The sequence below is a fragment of the Staphylococcus sp. GDY8P47P genome, assembly GCF_016892225.1.
Classification (GTDB): Bacteria; Bacillota; Bacilli; order Staphylococcales; family Staphylococcaceae; genus Staphylococcus; species Staphylococcus borealis.
The window spans coordinates 42,807-60,914 of the sequence record NZ_JAFENV010000020.1; the positions used below are offsets into that span (position 1 = coordinate 42,807).

Sequence of the window (18,108 nt, forward strand, 5' to 3'; positions counted from 1 at the left end):
TCCCAATCTCGATAACTTATTTCAAGATTGTATGGCACTTGTTGTTTTATCAATTTAATGATTGATGTTTTGCTCTGAAGTTTGTGAAACTTCTTGTGAAGGCTTTGCACTCAATTTAGGATGCTTTATTAATAATGCAGTAATCCATGCTGTGATAGGGATACTAATCGCTACAGCAATTCCACCGAGTAAGATAGAAATGAATTCTTGCGCAAATATCTTTGAGTTAATAATGTGTCCGAAAGAATAATGTAATTGGAAAAACCAAAAGAATAGTGTTAATTGCCCCCCAAAATAAGCTAAATATATTGTATTGGCAGAAGTTGCTAAAATTTCTCTCCCTACACGCATACCTGACTGGAACAATGCTTTGCGTGAAAGATTAGGATTGGTTTCATTGAGCTCATACATAGGTGAACTTATCGTTATCGTTAAGTCAATGACAGCTGCAATAACAGCTAAAATAACCGTAAATACTGAGAATTGAACCATATCGATACCGATATTCATTGAAAAAATATAGGTTTCATCTTGTTGTTCCGTAGTAAACCCTTGTAGATGGCCAATACTTATAGATAAATAAATGCCTAATATTAATAAAATCGTAGTTAATATTGTAGCAATAAAAGCAGCCTTGGTTTTAATATTGTAACTATTTAAAATAAACAAGTTACAAGCAGCAATGACGATACAAAATATTAATGAAACTAAATAAATAGGTGTTCCAAATAAAATGAACACAATACTGATTAGTAAGATCATAAAGTTTAGGAATAACGTTAAGTATGAAACTAATCCTTTTTTACCGCCGAAAATAAGCATTAAAATAAATAAAATGAGTGCTAGTAGGACGACTGCATTCATCTTGTCACACCCTTCCATTTCATCCACATAACCATCAGACTAATCGTAATTGGAATCGTGAGTACGATACCAATACCACCTGTTATAGCACGAGCGATTTCTAAAGACCAATTCATCGAAATCGTATATGTAAATGTGTTAGCATTTTTTAAATAAATTAGAAACATTGGCAAACTTCCTGATAAGTAGGAGAAAAGTAAAATATTTGTCATAGTGCCCATGATATCTTGTCCTATATTGCGACCTGCTAGCGCCCAACGCGATAAAGAAATGTTAGGCGTACGTTGTAAGATTTCATACATACCACTTGATATTGTAATGGCGACATCCATTACAGCGCCTAAAGATCCAATAAGCACGGATGCTAAGAATATATCTTTAGGTGGTAATGTTAGAAAACTCATTGTTTCATATTTAATGCCAGCTCCATTGGTTAATTGAATAATGATTTGAGTGATACCAATACATAAAAATGTACCTAATAACGTACCGATTGTTGTGATCCAAGTGCGCATATGCCAACCGGTTACGAGCAATAGCGTGACAATGGTAGACAGCACGATCGCCACACTCATTAGAATGAATAGGTGAGTAGATGGATGTTTATCATGGATTGCAATAGCTATTAAAATAGCACCAGTGTTAAAGATAAGTGACAGGATAGACTGTAAGCCTACATTACGTCCAACCAGTAATAGGGACATAATAAATATACCTACAATTGCTACAGTAAGACTATCGCGTTTTTTCTCTAAGATCGTTGCATCTTTCGGGCTGTTTTGAATGTGCATTAAGACCTTATTATTTTTACTAAAGTGCTCTGAATCTGCTTGCGATTTGACATAGGTATTATCTATCGTAGTAGATTCACCTTTATATTTACCATTTAATATTTCTATTGTTAAATGTTGTTTGTATTTGAAGTCGGTATTATGTTGTTCATCAACGACTTTGTGAGCGTTACTCATTTCTACATGTGTCACTTTACCGATAGGGGTGTTATAGAAACGTGCATTGAAAAACGTAAAAATAAAGGCGCCGATGATAAATAATCCGATAATTACAATAATGGTATTCATTATACGATGACTAAAATAGTTGCGATTTTGTGCATTCATTATATTTAACCCTCATTTATAACTCGAAATTCTACGCTTTAATAAGTCAGAGTGATTATACGCTCCTCAACTGTATTATTCAAATAGTAACTATTTGAATTATGACATATCACCTCATACTGTTAATGGTATGTCGACACTTTACTTAGAAGTTGATGTATTAAATTCGATAAATTGAGAATATCTACTTTTTTATTATCTTTTTTGAAAGCGACGCAAAAGGAGCGTTTTAATTCTGTATGCGCTAATGATATATCACATAATGCCTCCACCTCATTCTCCAATGATAAGTAATCAGGCAAGATGACATAGCCACGGTGATGCTTAAGTAAATAGTGTGCTAGGGATTTCGTTCCAATGATATGAATTGGTAACTTTAAAGTATGTTGTAAACGGCTTTCTATAGTTGTTGCTAAAGGTTTCAAAGTAAATAGTTGTGTTTCAGCTAGTTGAGTTAGTGGCGGATTTATAGATAAAGCAATCACATCATCTTTAGGCACATAAACATGGTATGTTTCTTCAAATAATGGTTTGAGTGATAAATTAGCATTCTTCTGAAGAGCCGTGTTTATTTCGACCAATCCAATATCAATTTTACCAGTATATAGCGCTTCAGAAATCTCAGATGATGACATCATATGAGGAACAATTATGCTATCATATTGGCGCTCAAACGCTTGAATGATGGCAGTAATCATTTGAGAAATATAGCTCTCTTCAAACCCAATATTAAGTATGCGCGCATTTTTGTGATTAGTTTGTTGAAATAACGCTACTGTTTCGTCTAATTGCTCCAAAATCTGAGTCGCCTGAGTGAGTAACGCTTTACCATGTGATGTTAAATGGATGTTTCGCCCTTGTCGATTAAATAAAGTAACTTGTAGTTCTTGTTCTAACAATGTGATTTGTCGACTTATTGCAGATTGGGCAATATTCAACTCGAGTGCTGCTTCAGAGAGATGTTCTCGACGTGCAACTTCTACGAAATATTTTAATTGTTTAATTTCCAAATGAATGCTCCTTTCTACTGTGCGCATAACATTTTATTGTCGATTGTTCTAATTTTTAGAATTAAGTCATCTAATTAATATATTGTTCAGATAAATATTTTACATTATATTAATTATTATTAACAGTAAATTTTCTGAAAATTCTCAAAAGGAGTGGGCATCATGTTTGATGAAAGATTAAAAAGAGGATTATATGATTACCGTGAGGAACATGATGCATGCGGTATTGGTTTCTACGCAAACATGAATAATTTAAGGTCGCACGATATTATTGAAAAATCACTTGAAATGTTACGTCGACTTGACCATCGTGGTGGTGTTGGTGCAGATGGTATAACAGGTGATGGTGCAGGTATTATGACCGAAATACCATTTCAATTTTTTGAAGCACATGTCGATTTAGACTTACCTAATGAGGGCGATTATGCGGTAGGTCTTTTTTTCTCTAACGAAAAGATACAAGGTACGACACACGAATCGCAATTTAATCATTACTTTCAAAGTGAAGGCCTAAAAGTAATTGGTTATCGAGATGTACCTGTTGATGTCAACGCCATAGCACCTCATGTTGCATCTACAATGCCACACATTCAACAAGTGTTTATAGATATTCGATCAATTGCAACGCCGGTTAAACCATTATATATAGCAAGAAAGCAAATAGAACAATATGCTGAACAGCAAGACTTAGGTCTTTATTTTACAAGCTTATCCCATAAGACGATTGTATATAAGGGGTGGTTACGCTCAGATCAAATTAAAAAATTATATTTAGATTTAAATCATGAAGATTATCAATCTAAGTTAGGTTTAGTACATTCAAGATTTAGTACAAACACTTTTCCGAGTTGGAAACGTGCACATCCAAATCGTTTATTAATGCATAATGGTGAAATCAATACAATTAAAGGTAATGTGAATTGGATGAGAGCACGTCAAAGACAATTAATTCAAACATTATTTGGCGAAGAGCATAGTAAAATACAGAACATTGTTGATGAAGATGGAAGTGATTCAGCAATTGTAGACAATGCGCTAGAATTTCTATCATTGGCAATGGAACCTGAAGAAGCTGCGATGTTGCTTATCCCTGAACCATGGTTATATAACAAAGAAAATGATGCGAATGTTCGTGCGTTCTATGAATTTTATAGTTATTTGATGGAACCATGGGATGGTCCAACGATGATTTCGTTCTGTAATGGAGATAAAATTGGTGCATTAACTGACCGTAATGGATTACGACCAGGTCGCTATACAATTACAAAAGATAATTTCATTGTCTTTTCATCTGAAGTAGGTGTTGTGGATGTACCAGAAGACAATGTTGCTTACAAAGGACAACTTAATCCTGGAAAGTTACTTCTTGTAGATTTTGAGTCACGTCAAGTGATTGAAAATAATGAGTTGAAAGCGCGTATTGCCAGTCAATATCCTTATAAGAAGTGGTTAGATAACAATAAAATAGATTTACAATTAGAAGCGCAAACTTATCGCCAGCCTTCATTGAATCACAAGATATTATTTAAGTTACAACGTCAATTTGGATATACCAAAGAAGATATATATAAATATATGGCTGAGTTAGTGAAAGGTAAGAAAGATCCAATAGGTGCGATGGGGTATGATGCACCACTTGCCGTATTAAACGAGAGACCAGAATCATCATTTAATTACTTTAAACAGTTATTTGCGCAAGTAACCAATCCGCCTATTGATGCCTATCGTGAAAAGATTGTAACGAGTGAATTATCATATTTAGGTGGAGAAGGTAACTTATTCCATCCGGATGAAACGGTATTGGATCGTATTCAATTAGCGAAACCGGTCTTGACTCTAACGCAACTCAATAGGATTAAACAAAGTAAGTTTAACGTGAAACACTTGTCTACACTGTATCAAGATCATCTTGAAGCGGCATTGGAAAGATTAGGTGACGCTGCAATACAAGCTACACGAGAAGGTTATACGATATTAGTCCTAGATGATAGTGGACTCATTGATTGTCATATTGAGGATGAGGCATCGAAACAACACTACGCTATGCCAATACTTCTAGCTATCAGTCATATTCACCAGTTATTGATAAGAGAAGGTTTACGCATGGATACGAGCTTAGTAGCGCTATCTGGTGAAACGCGTGAGGTACACCATGTGGCATGCTTATTAGGATATGGTGCGAATGCGGTCATTCCATATTTAGCACAACAAACTATTGCCCATTTAACTGAAACACATCGTTTAGAAGGCACGCTTTCAGATAATGTTGAAACTTACACACGTGTTCTATCAGAAGGTGTTATTAAGGTGATGGCGAAAATGGGTATCTCAACTGTTCAAAGTTATCAAGGGGCTCAAATCTTTGAAGCGGTTGGTTTATCCCAAGATGTAATTGATGCTTATTTTACTGGAACACAATCCAAATTATCAGGGTTAAGTATTCAACAAATTGACGTAGAGAATAAAATGCGTCAACAAAGACATAATGAGTACCTTGATTCGGGAAGTGTCTTCCAGTGGCGCCAACAAGGTCAACATCACGTATTTAATCCTACAACTATACACTTGTTACAACATGCATGTCGTGAGAATGACTATACACAGTTTAAAGCTTTTTCTAATGCTGTACATGATCAAAGAAACGATCATTTACGTGATTTATTAGAATTTAAAGCACAGCGACCGGTTCATATTAGTGAGGTTGAACCAGTAGAAACCATTGTTAAACGTTTTAATACAGGTGCGATGAGTTACGGTTCTATTTCTGAAGAAGCACATCAAACATTGGCCCAAGCCATGAATCGTCTTGGTGGTAAAAGTAACAGTGGTGAAGGTGGCGAAAATCCCAAACGGTATGAAATTCAAGCGGATGGTAGTGTGTTATCAAGTGCGATTAAGCAAGTGGCTTTAGGGCGTTTTGGTGTAACGAGCGAGTACTTACAACATGCAAAAGAGTTACAAATTAAAGTTGCTCAAGGTGCTAAGCCGGGTGAAGGTGGACAGTTACCTGGAACGAAAGTTTATCCATGGATCGCTGAAACACGTGGTTCAACGCCAGGTATTGGGTTGATTTCACCACCGCCTCATCATGATATTTATTCAATTGAAGATTTGGGGCAACTTATTCATGATTTAAAGAACGCGAATAGAAATGCAGACGTAGCAGTTAAATTAGTTTCAAAAACAGGAATCGGAACCATTGCATCAGGTGTTGCTAAAGCATTTGCAGATAAAATTGTCGTGAGTGGATATGACGGAGGTACAGGTGCATCGCCTAAGACAAGTATTCAACACGCTGGATTGCCTTGGGAACTTGGCTTAGCTGAAACACATCAAACATTGAAATTAAATCATTTACGTAGCCGTGTCCGCTTAGAAACAGATGGTAAGTTGATGACGGGTAGGGATGTGGCGCTAGCATGCGCATTAGGTGCTGAAGAATTTGGATTTGCGACTGCGCCATTAGTTGTTTTAGGGTGCATCATGATGCGTGTTTGTCATAATGATACATGCCCAGTAGGTATTGCGACACAGAATAAAGATTTGAGAGCACTATTTAGAGGTAAGGCTGACCACGTTGTTAACTTTATGCATTTTATTGCTGAAGAGTTAAGAGAGGTCTTAGCTTCATTAGGATTAAGAACGGTTGAAGAATTGATCGGACGTACCGATTTGTTACAACGTTCAAGTCGAATCGATGAACGTTCGAAAGCAGCAACATTGGACATCGAAAAGTTATTGGATTCAGTTGATGGGCCTAACGCAAAAGAAATCAATCAAAATCATCATTTAGATATCGGTTTCGATTTAAATTATCTTTATAAAGACGCTAAACAAAGTATTGAGGATGGAAAAGTATTTAAAGGGAACTATGTGATTAATAATGAACAACGAGATGTAGGGGTTATTACAGGAAGCTATATTACACAGCAACACGGTGCTAATGGCTTACCAGAAGCAACTATTGTAGCTAAAACGCATGGACATGCAGGACAGAGTTTAGCAGCATTCGCACCGTCAGGATTGTTAATTCAACATACAGGTGATGCAAATGATTACGTTGGTAAAGGTTTATCAGGCGGTATAGTTGTTGTTAAAGCGCCAAATAAAGAGCGAGAACGTGAAATTATAGCTGGAAATGTATGCTTCTATGGCGCTTCAAAAGGTAAAGCCTTTATTAATGGTAGCGCTGGCGAACGCTTCTGTATTCGAAATAGTGGAGTTGATGTGGTTGTCGAAGGTATCGGTGATCACGGTTTGGAATATATGACCGGAGGACATGTCGTCAACTTAGGGGATGTTGGTAAGAACTTTGGTCAAGGCATGAGTGGTGGTGTTTGTTATGTATTCCCAAGTGATATTGAATCATTTAAACATAAGAATCAATTGCCAACCTTAGCGTTTAAGGAAGTGACGCATAATGAGGAGAAAACGTTACTTAAAGCTATGTTAGAAGAGCACTACCACTATACACAAAGTACAAAAGCAGCAGCAATTTTAAATGATTTTGCACATGTGGCAGATAAAGTTGTCAAAGTAATTCCAAAAGATTACGAACTAATGATGCAAAAAATTGAATTACAAAATCGTAATTTACTACAAATAGATGAAGCTAAACTAGCAGCATTTTACGATGACCGTACGGCAATTGACAAAGAATTACAACCAGCAGTGATTTATTAAAGAAAGGAGTGGTCTGTGATGGGGGAATTTAAGGGATTTATGAAATATGAAAAGCAATCATTATCTGAACTGTCTTTAGTTGATCGTTTGAAGCATCATGATGCTTTTCAACAGCGATTTTCTCGTGAAGAAGCGTCCATTCAAGGTGCACGATGTATGGACTGTGGGACACCATTTTGTCAAACAGGTCTTCCTTTCGGGCGAGAAACTATTGGTTGTCCAATCGGTAACTATATCCCTGAATGGAATGATTTAGTTTATCGACAAGATTTTGAGTCTGCCTATCATCGTTTGAGTGAAACAAATAATTTTCCTGAATTTACGGGACGTGTCTGTCCAGCACCTTGTGAACAGTCTTGTGTTATGAAAATTAATCGTGAATCGGTTGCCATTAAAGGTATTGAGCGTACGATTATTGACGAAGCCTATGAACACGGGTGGGTTAAGCCTAAATATCCTAAGCGACGATTAGAACAATCTGTAGCAATTGTAGGAAGCGGTCCAGCCGGTCTTACTGCTGCCGAAGATCTCAATTATAAGGGGTACCAAGTGACAGTGTTTGAAAGAGCTGCTGAAGCGGGTGGCTTACTCATGTATGGTATTCCAAATATGAAATTAGATAAAGAGGTTGTACGTCGTCGTATCGCATTAATGAAAGAAGCGGGTATTACCTTTAAGACGAATACCAACATTGGTGTAGATATATCACGTGAAACATTAGAGCAGACGTATGACGCTATTATCTTATGTACGGGTGCTCAAAAAGCGCGCGACTTACCATTAGAAGGGCGCATGGGCCAAGGGATACACTTTGCTATGGATTATTTAACTGAACAGACTCAGTTATTAAATGGTGAAATAGATGAACCAACAATAACGGCTAAAGGGAAAAACGTCATCATTATTGGTGCTGGTGACACTGGTGCAGACTGTGTCGCTACCGCATTACGTGAGAATTGTAAGTCAATAGTACAATTCAACAAATATACAAAAGCACCTGAAGAAATCGCATTTGAAAGTAATACGTCATGGCCATTGGCATTACCTGTCTTCAAAATGGATTATGCACACAAAGAATATGAAGCACGTTTCGGTAGAGAACCGCGTGCCTATGGTGTTCAAACAATGCGGTACGATGTAGATCACATTGGTAATGTTCGTGGTGTATACACACAAATTTTAGAAGAAACACCAGAAGGAATGGTTGTTGTAAATGGTACTGAAAGACATTGGCCAGCAGATCTAGTTCTTTTATCAATCGGTTTTGAAGGCACAGAACCAACTGTCCCAAGGTCATTTGATATTGCGACGCAACAAAATAAAATTATCGCCAACGATAAAGACTATCGTACTAATAAAGAAAAGATTTTTGCCGCTGGAGATGCGCGAAGAGGTCAGAGTTTGGTAGTTTGGGCAATTAAAGAAGGGCGTGGCGTTGCTCAATCAGTAGATCACTTCTTAAAACAAAAGGTATTCGTGTAAGTTCAATGACGTATAAGCGCGTACTAAAAATAAAAATGAATAATTTTACATTTTGACTATAAAAGTGATTGACTTCCAATGAACCGTGGTATATGATATTTATTGTGTTCATTGGAGGAATACCCAAGTCCGGCTGAAGGGATCGGTCTTGAAAACCGACAGGGCCTTAACGGGCCGCGGGGGTTCGAATCCCTCTTCCTCCGCCATTATAATTAAAATCCAAGACTAATAAATATAAAAAAGACAAGTACTCAATGTTTAATATGTTGAGTACTTGTCTTTTTTATTGCATTTAGCGTCCATTCTAGAATAAAAATTAAACAATATTATGAAAGCCTTTACAAAACTTGTCTAGACAAGTTATACTTGGGTTATTAAAAATAAGGGAGTGAAAGGCGTGGCTGTAAAAAGAAAAGATGTGCAGGATATCGTCAAAGCAATAGGTGGGCAAGAAAACATTGAAACTGCAACGCATTGTGTTACACGACTGCGTTTAGTGTTAAAAGATGACAATCAAGTTGATAAAGATGCATTAGACGATAATGCACTTGTTAAAGGTCAATTTAAAGCGGATAACCAATACCAAATCGTTATAGGACCTGGTACCGTGGACGAAGTGTATAAACAATTTATTCAAGAGACAGGTGTAGCAGAATCCTCAAAAGATGAGGCAAAAGCTGCTGCAGCGAAAAAAGGCAATCCTTTACAACGACTTATAAAACTATTGGGAGATATCTTCATTCCGATTTTACCGGCATTAGTTACAGCAGGTCTCTTAATGGGGATTAATAATTTACTTACTATGGAAAAATTATTTGGCCCTAAACCACTTGTTGAACAATATCCTCAGTTGGGTGATATATCGAATATTATTAACGTCATCGCAAGTACAGCGTTTATCTTTTTACCAGCGTTAATTGGTTGGAGTAGTATGAAAGTGTTTGGTGGTAGTCCAATATTAGGTTTAGTACTTGGACTTATCCTAATGCATCCACAGTTAGTTTCACAATATGACATTGCTAAAGGCCATATTCCGACATGGAATCTTTTTGGGCTTGAAATCAAACAATTAAACTATCAAGGCCAAGTCTTACCAGTTTTAATTGCAGCCTATGTCTTATCACTCATTGAAAAAGCACTAAATAAAGTTGTTCATGACTCAATTAAAATGTTAGTTGTCGGACCAGTAGCATTACTGGTCACTGGATTCTTAGCATTTATAATTATTGGTCCGATTGCACTTGTGATAGGTACTGGAATTACTGGTGCAGTTCAATTTGTCTTCGAACATGCTGGTTGGTTAGGCGGTGCGATTTATGGATTCTTCTATGCACCACTTGTTATTACGGGATTACACCATATGTTCTTGGCAGTTGACTTCCAATTAATGGGAAGCAAACTGGGCGGTACATATTTATGGCCAATCGTTGCAATATCTAATATCTGTCAAGGATCGGCAGCGTTTGGAGCGTGGTTTATCTATAGACGACGCAAAATGGTAAAAGAAGAAGGTTTAGCCTTAACTTCAAGTGTATCAGCATTTTTAGGTGTTACAGAACCTGCAATGTTTGGTGTGAATTTACCGTTAAAAGTACCTTTCTTTGCTGCTATTTGTACATCAAGCGTTTTAGGTGCTATTATCGGTGCTAAAAAGGTATTGGGTAGTGTCGGTGTAGGTGGTGTTCCAGCCTTCATTTCAATTCAAAGTGAATTTTGGTTTATTTATATGCCGGTTACATTACTTGCTGTGGTAATACCAGCTATTTTGACAATTGTCTTTGCAAGATTTACAACAATTAAAGCTAAGAAGATGGTTGAAAACCCTGAAGAAACAGCAGCTAAATAAATTTACAAATAAAGACGTTGAAATATAAAATGCTATTTTGCAATTTTGCAGTAGCTGACTGAACTGAGTGGGCATTTAAATCAAGTTTTTTCGGTTCTAGTCATTCTTACAGGCGGGCTCTGCAGAGAGAATTTCATAAAGAAATCTTACAAGTTAAGCAAACTGGGAGGGGGATAACGAATTCGAAAAAATTCTATCCCACTCCTTTTAAATCAAATTAATACGATTAATAAGCGAAAGGTGAGTATACATGGCACAAAAAGATTGGAAAAAGTCTGTCGTTTATCAAATTTATCCCAAATCATTTAACGATACAACAGGTAATGGTGAGGGAGATTTAAAAGGAATTATTGAAAAATTAGACTATATTCAATATTTAGGTGTTGATTACATTTGGTTAACACCTGTTTATGAATCGCCGATGAATGATAATGGTTATGATATTAGCAATTACTTGAAAATTAACGAACGCTTCGGGACGCTAGAAGATTTTGAAACATTAATCAGTGAAGCACATAAGAGAGACTTAAAAGTCATGATAGATATTGTTATTAATCATACATCTACAGAACATGAATGGTTTAAAGAAGCGATCCGTTCGAAAGACAATCCGTATCGTGATTATTATTTCTTTAAACCATCACAAGATGGACCTCCAACTAATTGGGAATCGAAGTTTGGTGGTAATGCTTGGCAATACGACGAGAAGACAGATGAATATTATTTACATTTATTCGATGTCACACAAGCTGACTTAAATTGGGATAATGAAGCAGTGAGACAGGCTTTATATGATGTTGTTAACCACTGGATTGAATTTGGTGTAGATGGTTTCCGCTTTGATGTAATTAATCTTATTTCTAAAGGTGAATTTAAGGATTCTCCTAAAATTGGAAAAGAGTTTTATACTGACGGACCACATGTACATGAGTATCTACATGAACTCAATCGTCATACATTTGGAGATAAAGATATGATGACGGTAGGAGAAATGTCATCAACAACCATTGATAATTGTATCAAATATACAAAATCTGACCGACAAGAATTAAGTAGTGTCTTCAACTTCCATCATCTAAAAGTAGATTATGTTGATGGAGAAAAGTGGTCAAATGCGAAATTAGACTTTTTAAAACTAAAAGAAATATTGATGGATTGGCAAGTTGGAATATACGAAGGTGGCGGATGGAATGCGATTTTCTGGTGCAATCATGATCAACCACGCGTTGTATCTCGTTTCGGTGATGATTCTACAGAAGAAAATCGACAAGCAAGCGCTAAGATGTTAGCTATTGCATTGCATATGTTGCAAGGTACACCATACATTTATCAAGGTGAGGAAATCGGTATGACGGATCCGCACTTTGATTCTATTCAACAATATCGTGATGTTGAGTCACGTAATGCCTATGATAACTTAAAAGAACAAGGTATAGATGAAAGTGAAATTTTAACTATTCTAGGGCAAAAATCACGTGACAATTCTAGAACACCTATTCAATGGACATCAGGTGAGCAAGCAGGTTTCACTTCTGGTGCGCCTTGGATTGATATACCAAACAATGCGCAATATATTAACGTAGAAGCAGCAATTGAGGACAAAACATCCGTACTACACACGTATCGCGAACTGATTCGATTGCGTCATGAACATGATATTATCACTTATGGTGACATCGAGCCGTTATATATGGAACACCCACACTTATTCATGTACCGCCGAAATTATGATGGTCAAACATGGCTCGTGGTTGCTAACTTTTCAAAAGAAGCAGTAAAATTACCTGAAGACATCAATAGACAAGGAACAGTTATTATTCAAAATGGCACAATAGAAAATGGTGAAATATCTCCATTTGGTGCAATTGTCATTGATGTTCAATAGATTGATGTAATGGAGAAGGACATGGCAACACAAAAATTCATAACGATATATGAACAACTCAAACAACAAATATATGAAGATGTATATACCAATGGACAACAACTTCCGTCAGAACATGAATTGGTAACACGATATGGCACATCGCGTGAAACTGTTCGAAAAGCACTGGACTTGTTAGCAAATGATGGTATGATTCAAAAAATTAGAGGTAAGGGCTCTATTGTTATTGATCAAGGTGTTACGGAGTTCCCATTTTCAGAATTAATTAGCTTTAAAGAAGTGCAAGAAGAACTGGGTTTGAAACATGAAACTGAAGTACTCATTAACGAACGGATTAAAGCCAACTCGGTACCTTATGTTAAAACGCAATTGAATCTTAAGGGTGATGAGGAACTGATTCATGTTGTACGTACAAGAAGTATCAATCATAGAGTGAAGATTTTAGATGAAGACTACTTTTTAGCTTCAATCGTTCCGGGCATTACGAATTCAGTAGCAAAAGATTCTATTTATCATTATTTAGAAACACAATTAGAATTAGATATCAGTTATTCAAGCAAATCGATTACGTTTGAGCCTTTTACTGAAAGTGCCTATGATGTTTTCGGTAAAATACAACCACCATATACTGCAACAGTGAGAAGTGTCGTTTATTTAAATAACACAACGCCATTCCAATATAATGTGTCGAAGCATTTAGCAACAGAATTTAAATTCCAAGAATTTTCAAGACGACATAAATTATAAGATGGCATCAAGCTATTTTTGAGTCGATGATATGGAGAATTAAAACTTTACACTTGCAATAGGAAGAACGTTTATAGTATTATAAAACTTACCGTGCTAGGTGGGGAGGTAGCGGTTCCCTGTACTCGAAATCCGCTTTATGCGAGACTTAATTCCTTTGTTGAGGGTGTGTTTTTGTGAAGTCTGCCCGAAGCACGTAGTGTTTGAAGATTTCGGTCCTATGCAATATGAACCCATGAATCATGTCAGGTCCTGACGGAAGCAGCATTAAGTGGATCCTCATATGTGCCGTAGGGTAGCCGAGATTTAGCTGTCGACTTCGGTAACGTTTGTGATACACACTCGATTCGAAGGTGCACGGTTTTTTAATACGTTAAATTAACCGAAATAAATCAAATTTTTAGTATAAATTTAAAAGAGAGCCTGTAATATAAATAATGTAATGATGCTACTTTGCGAGTTCGCAGTAGCTGTCTAAATTGAGAAGGCGCTTAAATCAAGCATTTCTCAGTTCTAGTCATCCTTGAGGGGGTGGGACAACGAATTTAAACAGAATTCTGTCCTGCTCCCATTTTTTTGTATAAAATATAGATAAATAAAAACGGGAAAGCGATATGTCCAAGTGTCGAACGAAGAACACTTTGACGCATTAGAGGGGGTCAATATGCGATTATTCTTAAGTACATTAACGGAAATGGATTATAGCGAAACTTTGAATAGAATAGAATCAAGTTATGATGAGAAACATCAAGGTGCTGGTCAAAGACAACGTGCACTCATTTCAAAATTACGTCAAGCAGCGAATTATAATTATGAACTCGAAGTCATTGCTAAAGATGAATCGGGCGATATTATAGGACATGTCATGCTTAGCGAGATTAATTTGAATGCTGGAAACCAGCGTTACAAAGCACTAGAATTAGCGTCCCTTATAGTTGAACAGCCATATCGTAATGAAGGGTTGGGCAAAGCCTTAGTCCAAGCTGTTGAAGAACGCGCGAAATCACAACACTATACGACTATCATTGTGGGGTGTTGTCCAGAGTATTTCGAAGGGTTAGGTTATGAATCGGCAGACAAACATCATATTTTCTCAAAAGAAACAGATGCGTCTATGTTACGTGTTAAATTTCTATGGGATCAACTGGATGATTATCCACATGGTATTGTGCAAGACGCAGATATGACATAATAAATTCATTGATAATAAGGCGATAATGCGTGATATAATGTAGAGTAATTGTTAACGGAGGTGCGGATGTGAATTATCAAGCTTTGTATCGAATGTTTAGACCCCAAAGCTTTCAGGATGTTGTGGGGCAAGAACATGTAACTAAGACGTTACGAAACGCCATTTCCAAAGGTAAACAATCACATGCCTATATCTTTAGTGGCCCTCGTGGAACTGGTAAAACGAGTATTGCTAAAGTGTTTGCTAAAGCAATAAATTGTTTAAATCCTCAAGATGGCGAACCATGTAATGAATGTGCGATTTGTAAAGGTATTACGCAAGGTACGAATGGCGATGTGATTGAGATTGATGCTGCAAGTAATAATGGTGTAGATGAAATTAGAAACATTAGAGATAAAGTTAAATATGCGCCTAGTGAGTCGAAATATAAAGTATATATTATTGATGAGGTGCACATGCTAACAACTGGTGCGTTTAATGCGCTATTAAAAACACTCGAAGAACCACCGGCACATGCTATTTTTATTCTTGCTACAACTGAACCACATAAAATCCCGCCTACGATTATTTCGCGAGCGCAACGTTTTGACTTTAAAGCGATAGGTACAGAACAAATTACAGATCGCTTGCGCTTTGTAGCTGAAGAACAACATTTAGATTATGATAATGAAGCCCTTGAGTTTATTGCTAAAGCATCTGAAGGTGGTATGCGTGATGCGCTAAGTATTATGGACCAAGCTATCGCATTTGGTGATGAGCATCTTACACTACAAGATGTATTAGATGTAACGGGTAGTGTGGATGAAGCGGCATTAAATGAATTATTTAAAGACGTTGTTGAAGGAAATGTTAAAAATGCATTTACACGCTATCATCAATTTATTTCAGAAGGAAAAGAAGTAAACCGTCTTATTAATGATATGATTTATTTTGTTCGCGATACAATTATGAATAAAACGGTCGATAATCATGCAGAATTCGATGCGCTAATGAATTTTAATTTAGATACGCTTTATCATATGATTGATATCATTAACGATACTTTAGTATCGATACGTTTTAGTGTGAACCAAAATGTGCACTTTGAAGTGTTACTAGTAAAAATTGCTGAAATGATGAAATCACAGCCTGACACTGTAACAAATGTTGCGACAACACAAGTTGCGTCACAACCTAATAATGACGTGTTGTTACAACGTATGGAACAACTAGAAAATGAACTAAAAACACTCAAAGCTCAAGGCATCACTCCAGCAAATTCAAAACAGCATGCTACACAAACGAACACGCGTGGTAGACGTCAGAATAAAGGTACTTTCTCAATGACGAATATTGCTAAAGTATTAGACGAAGCAAACAAAGAAGATATTCAACTATTGAAGAAACACTGGCTAGAAGTAGTAGACTATGCGAAAAAGAATGATAAGAAATCATTGGTAAGTTTATTACAAAACTCAATTCCTGTAGCTGCTAGTGAAAAACGCGTATTAGTTCAGTTTGATGAAGAGATACACTGTGAAATTGTTAATAGAGATGATGAAAAACGAACTAGTATTGAAAATGTAGTGAGAAACATCATTAATAAGAATGTTGAAGTAGTGGGCGTCCCTTCAGATCAATGGATGAGAGTAAGAACTGAATATATTAATAGTAGAAAGCAACAAGATAAAGATAATCAAACAACACCAACTAATGGTGAAGAAAGTAAGCAAGACACAGATGTAGCACAGAAAGCCCGTGACTTATTTGGTGAAGAAACTGTTCATTTAATAGATGAATAATCCTTTTTGTTATATTAATAGTAAGAAGTTGATTTGAGTATAGGATTGTTGAATTGATTCTAGAAACAGAGATACATGACAATAAATATAAACGTATGTATAATAAAATATAAATTAATAGATAATGTCGATACATTCAAGGAGGAAATGATATTATGCGCGGTGGCGGAAATATGCAACAAATGATGAAACAAATGCAAAAAATGCAAAAGAAAATGGCTCAAGAGCAAGAAAAATTAAAAGAAGAACGCATTGTTGGTACTGCAGGTGGTGGCATGGTAGCTGTTACAGTTACTGGTCACAAAGAAGTTGTAGATGTTGAAATTAAAGAAGAAGCGGTAGATCCAGATGATATCGAAATGCTACAAGATTTAGTTTTAGCAGCAACGAATGAAGCGATGAATAAAGCTGACGAATTAACTCAAGAACGTTTAGGTAAGCACACACAAGGCTTAAATATTCCGGGAATGTAATATAGATGCATTATCCTGAACCTATATCTAAATTAATAGATAGTTTTATGAAACTGCCAGGCATTGGTCCCAAGACGGCTCAACGTCTGGCATTTCATACTTTAGATATGAAAGAAGACGATGTAGTCCAATTTGCTAAAGCCTTGGTAGATGTTAAACGTGAGCTTACTTATTGTAGTGTATGTGGTCATATAACTGAGAATGACCCTTGTTATATTTGTGAAGATAAGCAACGTGATCGCTCAGTTATATGTGTAGTTGAAGATGATAAAGATGTTATTGCGATGGAGAAGATGAGAGAATATAAAGGACTTTACCATGTACTACATGGCTCAATCTCTCCAATGGATGGAATAGGGCCAGAAGATATTAATATACCGACATTAATAGATAGATTAAAAGATGATGAGGTTAAAGAATTAATATTAGCTATGAATCCTAACTTAGAGGGAGAATCAACGGCGATGTATATATCTAGATTGGTGAAACCTATTGGAATTAAAGTCACTAGGTTAGCCCAAGGACTCTCAGTAGGTGGAGATTTAGAATACGCTGATGAAGTTACTTTATCTAAAGCAATAGCAGGAAGAACAGAAATGTAAAACATAGAGTCGCTATTAGCAAATTGATAGCAAATATAGCTATAACGGTTATATTTCAATTTGCAATAGCGTTTTTTTTTAATTTGTTTTAAAAAAATGTAAATTTTTTAAAGTTTGTTATTCGAGTGATTAAAACGCATTAAAGTGGGTATAGAAAACGATATAATACGTATAAACGAACTATTTAATTATTATTATTAACTAAAGTTCGTTTATTAAGTGTTTTAGAACTTTTTACACTGGATAAAGTGTAATTTTTACTGTTGTTAAAATGGATAAATGCCTGTATAGTATATATTTGTTGAGCGGAACAAATCAACGAACATTAAAACACTTCAAAAATTAATAAAAAAAGTTATTGACTTTATTGTTGATAGCGAGTATAATTAATTCTTGTGGTAACAAAAAATGAACATTGAAAACTG

The 18,108-nt window shown here is 36.1% G+C and carries 12 protein-coding genes, 1 tRNA gene and 1 other RNA gene; 11 read left to right on the forward strand and 3 right to left on the reverse strand.

What is annotated here, in order from left to right; genetic code table 11:
• Positions 1-54 precede the first annotated feature (54 nt).
• The 3 genes from JVV30_RS09170 to gltC form a co-directional block, all read right to left on the reverse strand.
• Positions 55-864, reverse strand: a complete 810-nt coding sequence (locus JVV30_RS09170; protein ID WP_053030231.1) for a YibE/F family protein — start codon at positions 862-864, stop codon at positions 55-57.
• Positions 861-1,982 carry a YibE/F family protein gene (locus JVV30_RS09175; RefSeq protein ID WP_070854400.1) on the reverse strand — a complete coding sequence of 374 codons (1,122 nt, stop codon included), beginning with the start codon at positions 1,980-1,982 and terminating at the stop codon, positions 861-863. Before JVV30_RS09175 ends, JVV30_RS09170 begins: the two co-directional genes overlap by 4 nt.
• A 122-nt stretch (positions 1,983-2,104) precedes the next feature.
• Positions 2,105-2,992: a glutamate biosynthesis transcriptional regulator GltC gene (gltC, locus tag JVV30_RS09180; RefSeq protein WP_053030229.1), complete on the reverse strand. Its 888-nt coding sequence runs from the start codon at positions 2,990-2,992 to the stop codon at positions 2,105-2,107.
• Between the two features lie 162 nt (positions 2,993-3,154).
• Here gltC and gltB point away from each other — a divergent pair, with 162 nt between their 5' ends.
• From gltB to recR, 11 genes are all read left to right on the forward strand, one after another.
• Positions 3,155-7,675 carry a glutamate synthase large subunit gene (gene gltB, locus JVV30_RS09185; RefSeq protein WP_204194034.1) on the forward strand — a complete coding sequence of 1,507 codons (4,521 nt, stop codon included), beginning with the start codon at positions 3,155-3,157 and terminating at the stop codon, positions 7,673-7,675.
• A gap of 18 nt (positions 7,676-7,693) precedes the next feature.
• The gene (locus JVV30_RS09190) at positions 7,694-9,157 is read left to right on the forward strand and encodes a glutamate synthase subunit beta (protein WP_070854404.1); all 1,464 of its coding nucleotides are present in this window, start codon (positions 7,694-7,696) and stop codon (positions 9,155-9,157) included.
• 113 nt (positions 9,158-9,270) lie between these two features.
• A tRNA-Ser gene (locus tag JVV30_RS09195) sits at positions 9,271-9,363 on the forward strand.
• 191 nt (positions 9,364-9,554) lie between these two features.
• Complete coding sequence (gene treP / locus JVV30_RS09200; protein ID WP_070854406.1) at positions 9,555-11,003, forward strand: PTS system trehalose-specific EIIBC component; 1,449 nt, start codon at positions 9,555-9,557, stop codon at positions 11,001-11,003.
• Between the two features lie 250 nt (positions 11,004-11,253).
• The gene (gene treC / locus JVV30_RS09205) at positions 11,254-12,888 is read left to right on the forward strand and encodes an alpha,alpha-phosphotrehalase (RefSeq protein WP_070854407.1); all 1,635 of its coding nucleotides are present in this window, start codon (positions 11,254-11,256) and stop codon (positions 12,886-12,888) included.
• A gap of 21 nt (positions 12,889-12,909) precedes the next feature.
• Positions 12,910-13,635, forward strand: a complete 726-nt coding sequence (gene treR / locus JVV30_RS09210) for a trehalose operon repressor (RefSeq protein ID WP_070854409.1) — start codon at positions 12,910-12,912, stop codon at positions 13,633-13,635.
• A 91-nt stretch (positions 13,636-13,726) separates the two neighbouring features.
• Positions 13,727-13,996, forward strand: an RNA gene (gene ffs, locus JVV30_RS09215) — signal recognition particle sRNA large type.
• Positions 13,997-14,299: 303 nt separating this feature from the next.
• The gene (locus tag JVV30_RS09220) at positions 14,300-14,827 is read left to right on the forward strand and encodes a GNAT family N-acetyltransferase (RefSeq protein WP_053030223.1); all 528 of its coding nucleotides are present in this window, start codon (positions 14,300-14,302) and stop codon (positions 14,825-14,827) included.
• Positions 14,828-14,895: 68 nt separating this feature from the next.
• A complete protein-coding gene (gene dnaX / locus JVV30_RS09225) occupies positions 14,896-16,608 on the forward strand; it encodes a DNA polymerase III subunit gamma/tau (RefSeq protein ID WP_070854413.1) in 1,713 nt (570 codons plus the stop codon).
• A 155-nt stretch (positions 16,609-16,763) separates the two neighbouring features.
• Entirely contained in the window at positions 16,764-17,081 is a 318-nt protein-coding gene (locus JVV30_RS09230) for a YbaB/EbfC family nucleoid-associated protein (protein ID WP_001213992.1), read from the forward strand.
• A 5-nt stretch (positions 17,082-17,086) separates the two neighbouring features.
• Complete coding sequence (gene recR / locus JVV30_RS09235; protein WP_053030221.1) at positions 17,087-17,683, forward strand: recombination mediator RecR; 597 nt, start codon at positions 17,087-17,089, stop codon at positions 17,681-17,683.
• The last annotated feature ends 425 nt before the right edge of the window (positions 17,684-18,108 follow it).

What these genes read in the sequence shown, in the direction of transcription:
- recR (WP_053030221.1), top strand. Translation starts at nt 17,087, where the DNA reads ATGCATTATCCTGAACCTATATCTAAATTAATAGATAGTTTTATGAAA.
- JVV30_RS09170 (WP_053030231.1), bottom strand. Translation starts at nt 864, where the DNA reads ATGAATGCAGTCGTCCTACTAGCACTCATTTTATTTATTTTAATGCTT.
- JVV30_RS09190 (WP_070854404.1), top strand. Translation starts at nt 7,694, where the DNA reads ATGGGGGAATTTAAGGGATTTATGAAATATGAAAAGCAATCATTATCT.
- JVV30_RS09175 (WP_070854400.1), bottom strand. Translation starts at nt 1,982, where the DNA reads ATGAATGCACAAAATCGCAACTATTTTAGTCATCGTATAATGAATACC.
- gltB (WP_204194034.1), top strand. Translation starts at nt 3,155, where the DNA reads ATGTTTGATGAAAGATTAAAAAGAGGATTATATGATTACCGTGAGGAA.
- treR (WP_070854409.1), top strand. Translation starts at nt 12,910, where the DNA reads ATGGCAACACAAAAATTCATAACGATATATGAACAACTCAAACAACAA.
- treC (WP_070854407.1), top strand. Translation starts at nt 11,254, where the DNA reads ATGGCACAAAAAGATTGGAAAAAGTCTGTCGTTTATCAAATTTATCCC.
- JVV30_RS09220 (WP_053030223.1), top strand. Translation starts at nt 14,300, where the DNA reads ATGCGATTATTCTTAAGTACATTAACGGAAATGGATTATAGCGAAACT.
- JVV30_RS09230 (WP_001213992.1), top strand. Translation starts at nt 16,764, where the DNA reads ATGCGCGGTGGCGGAAATATGCAACAAATGATGAAACAAATGCAAAAA.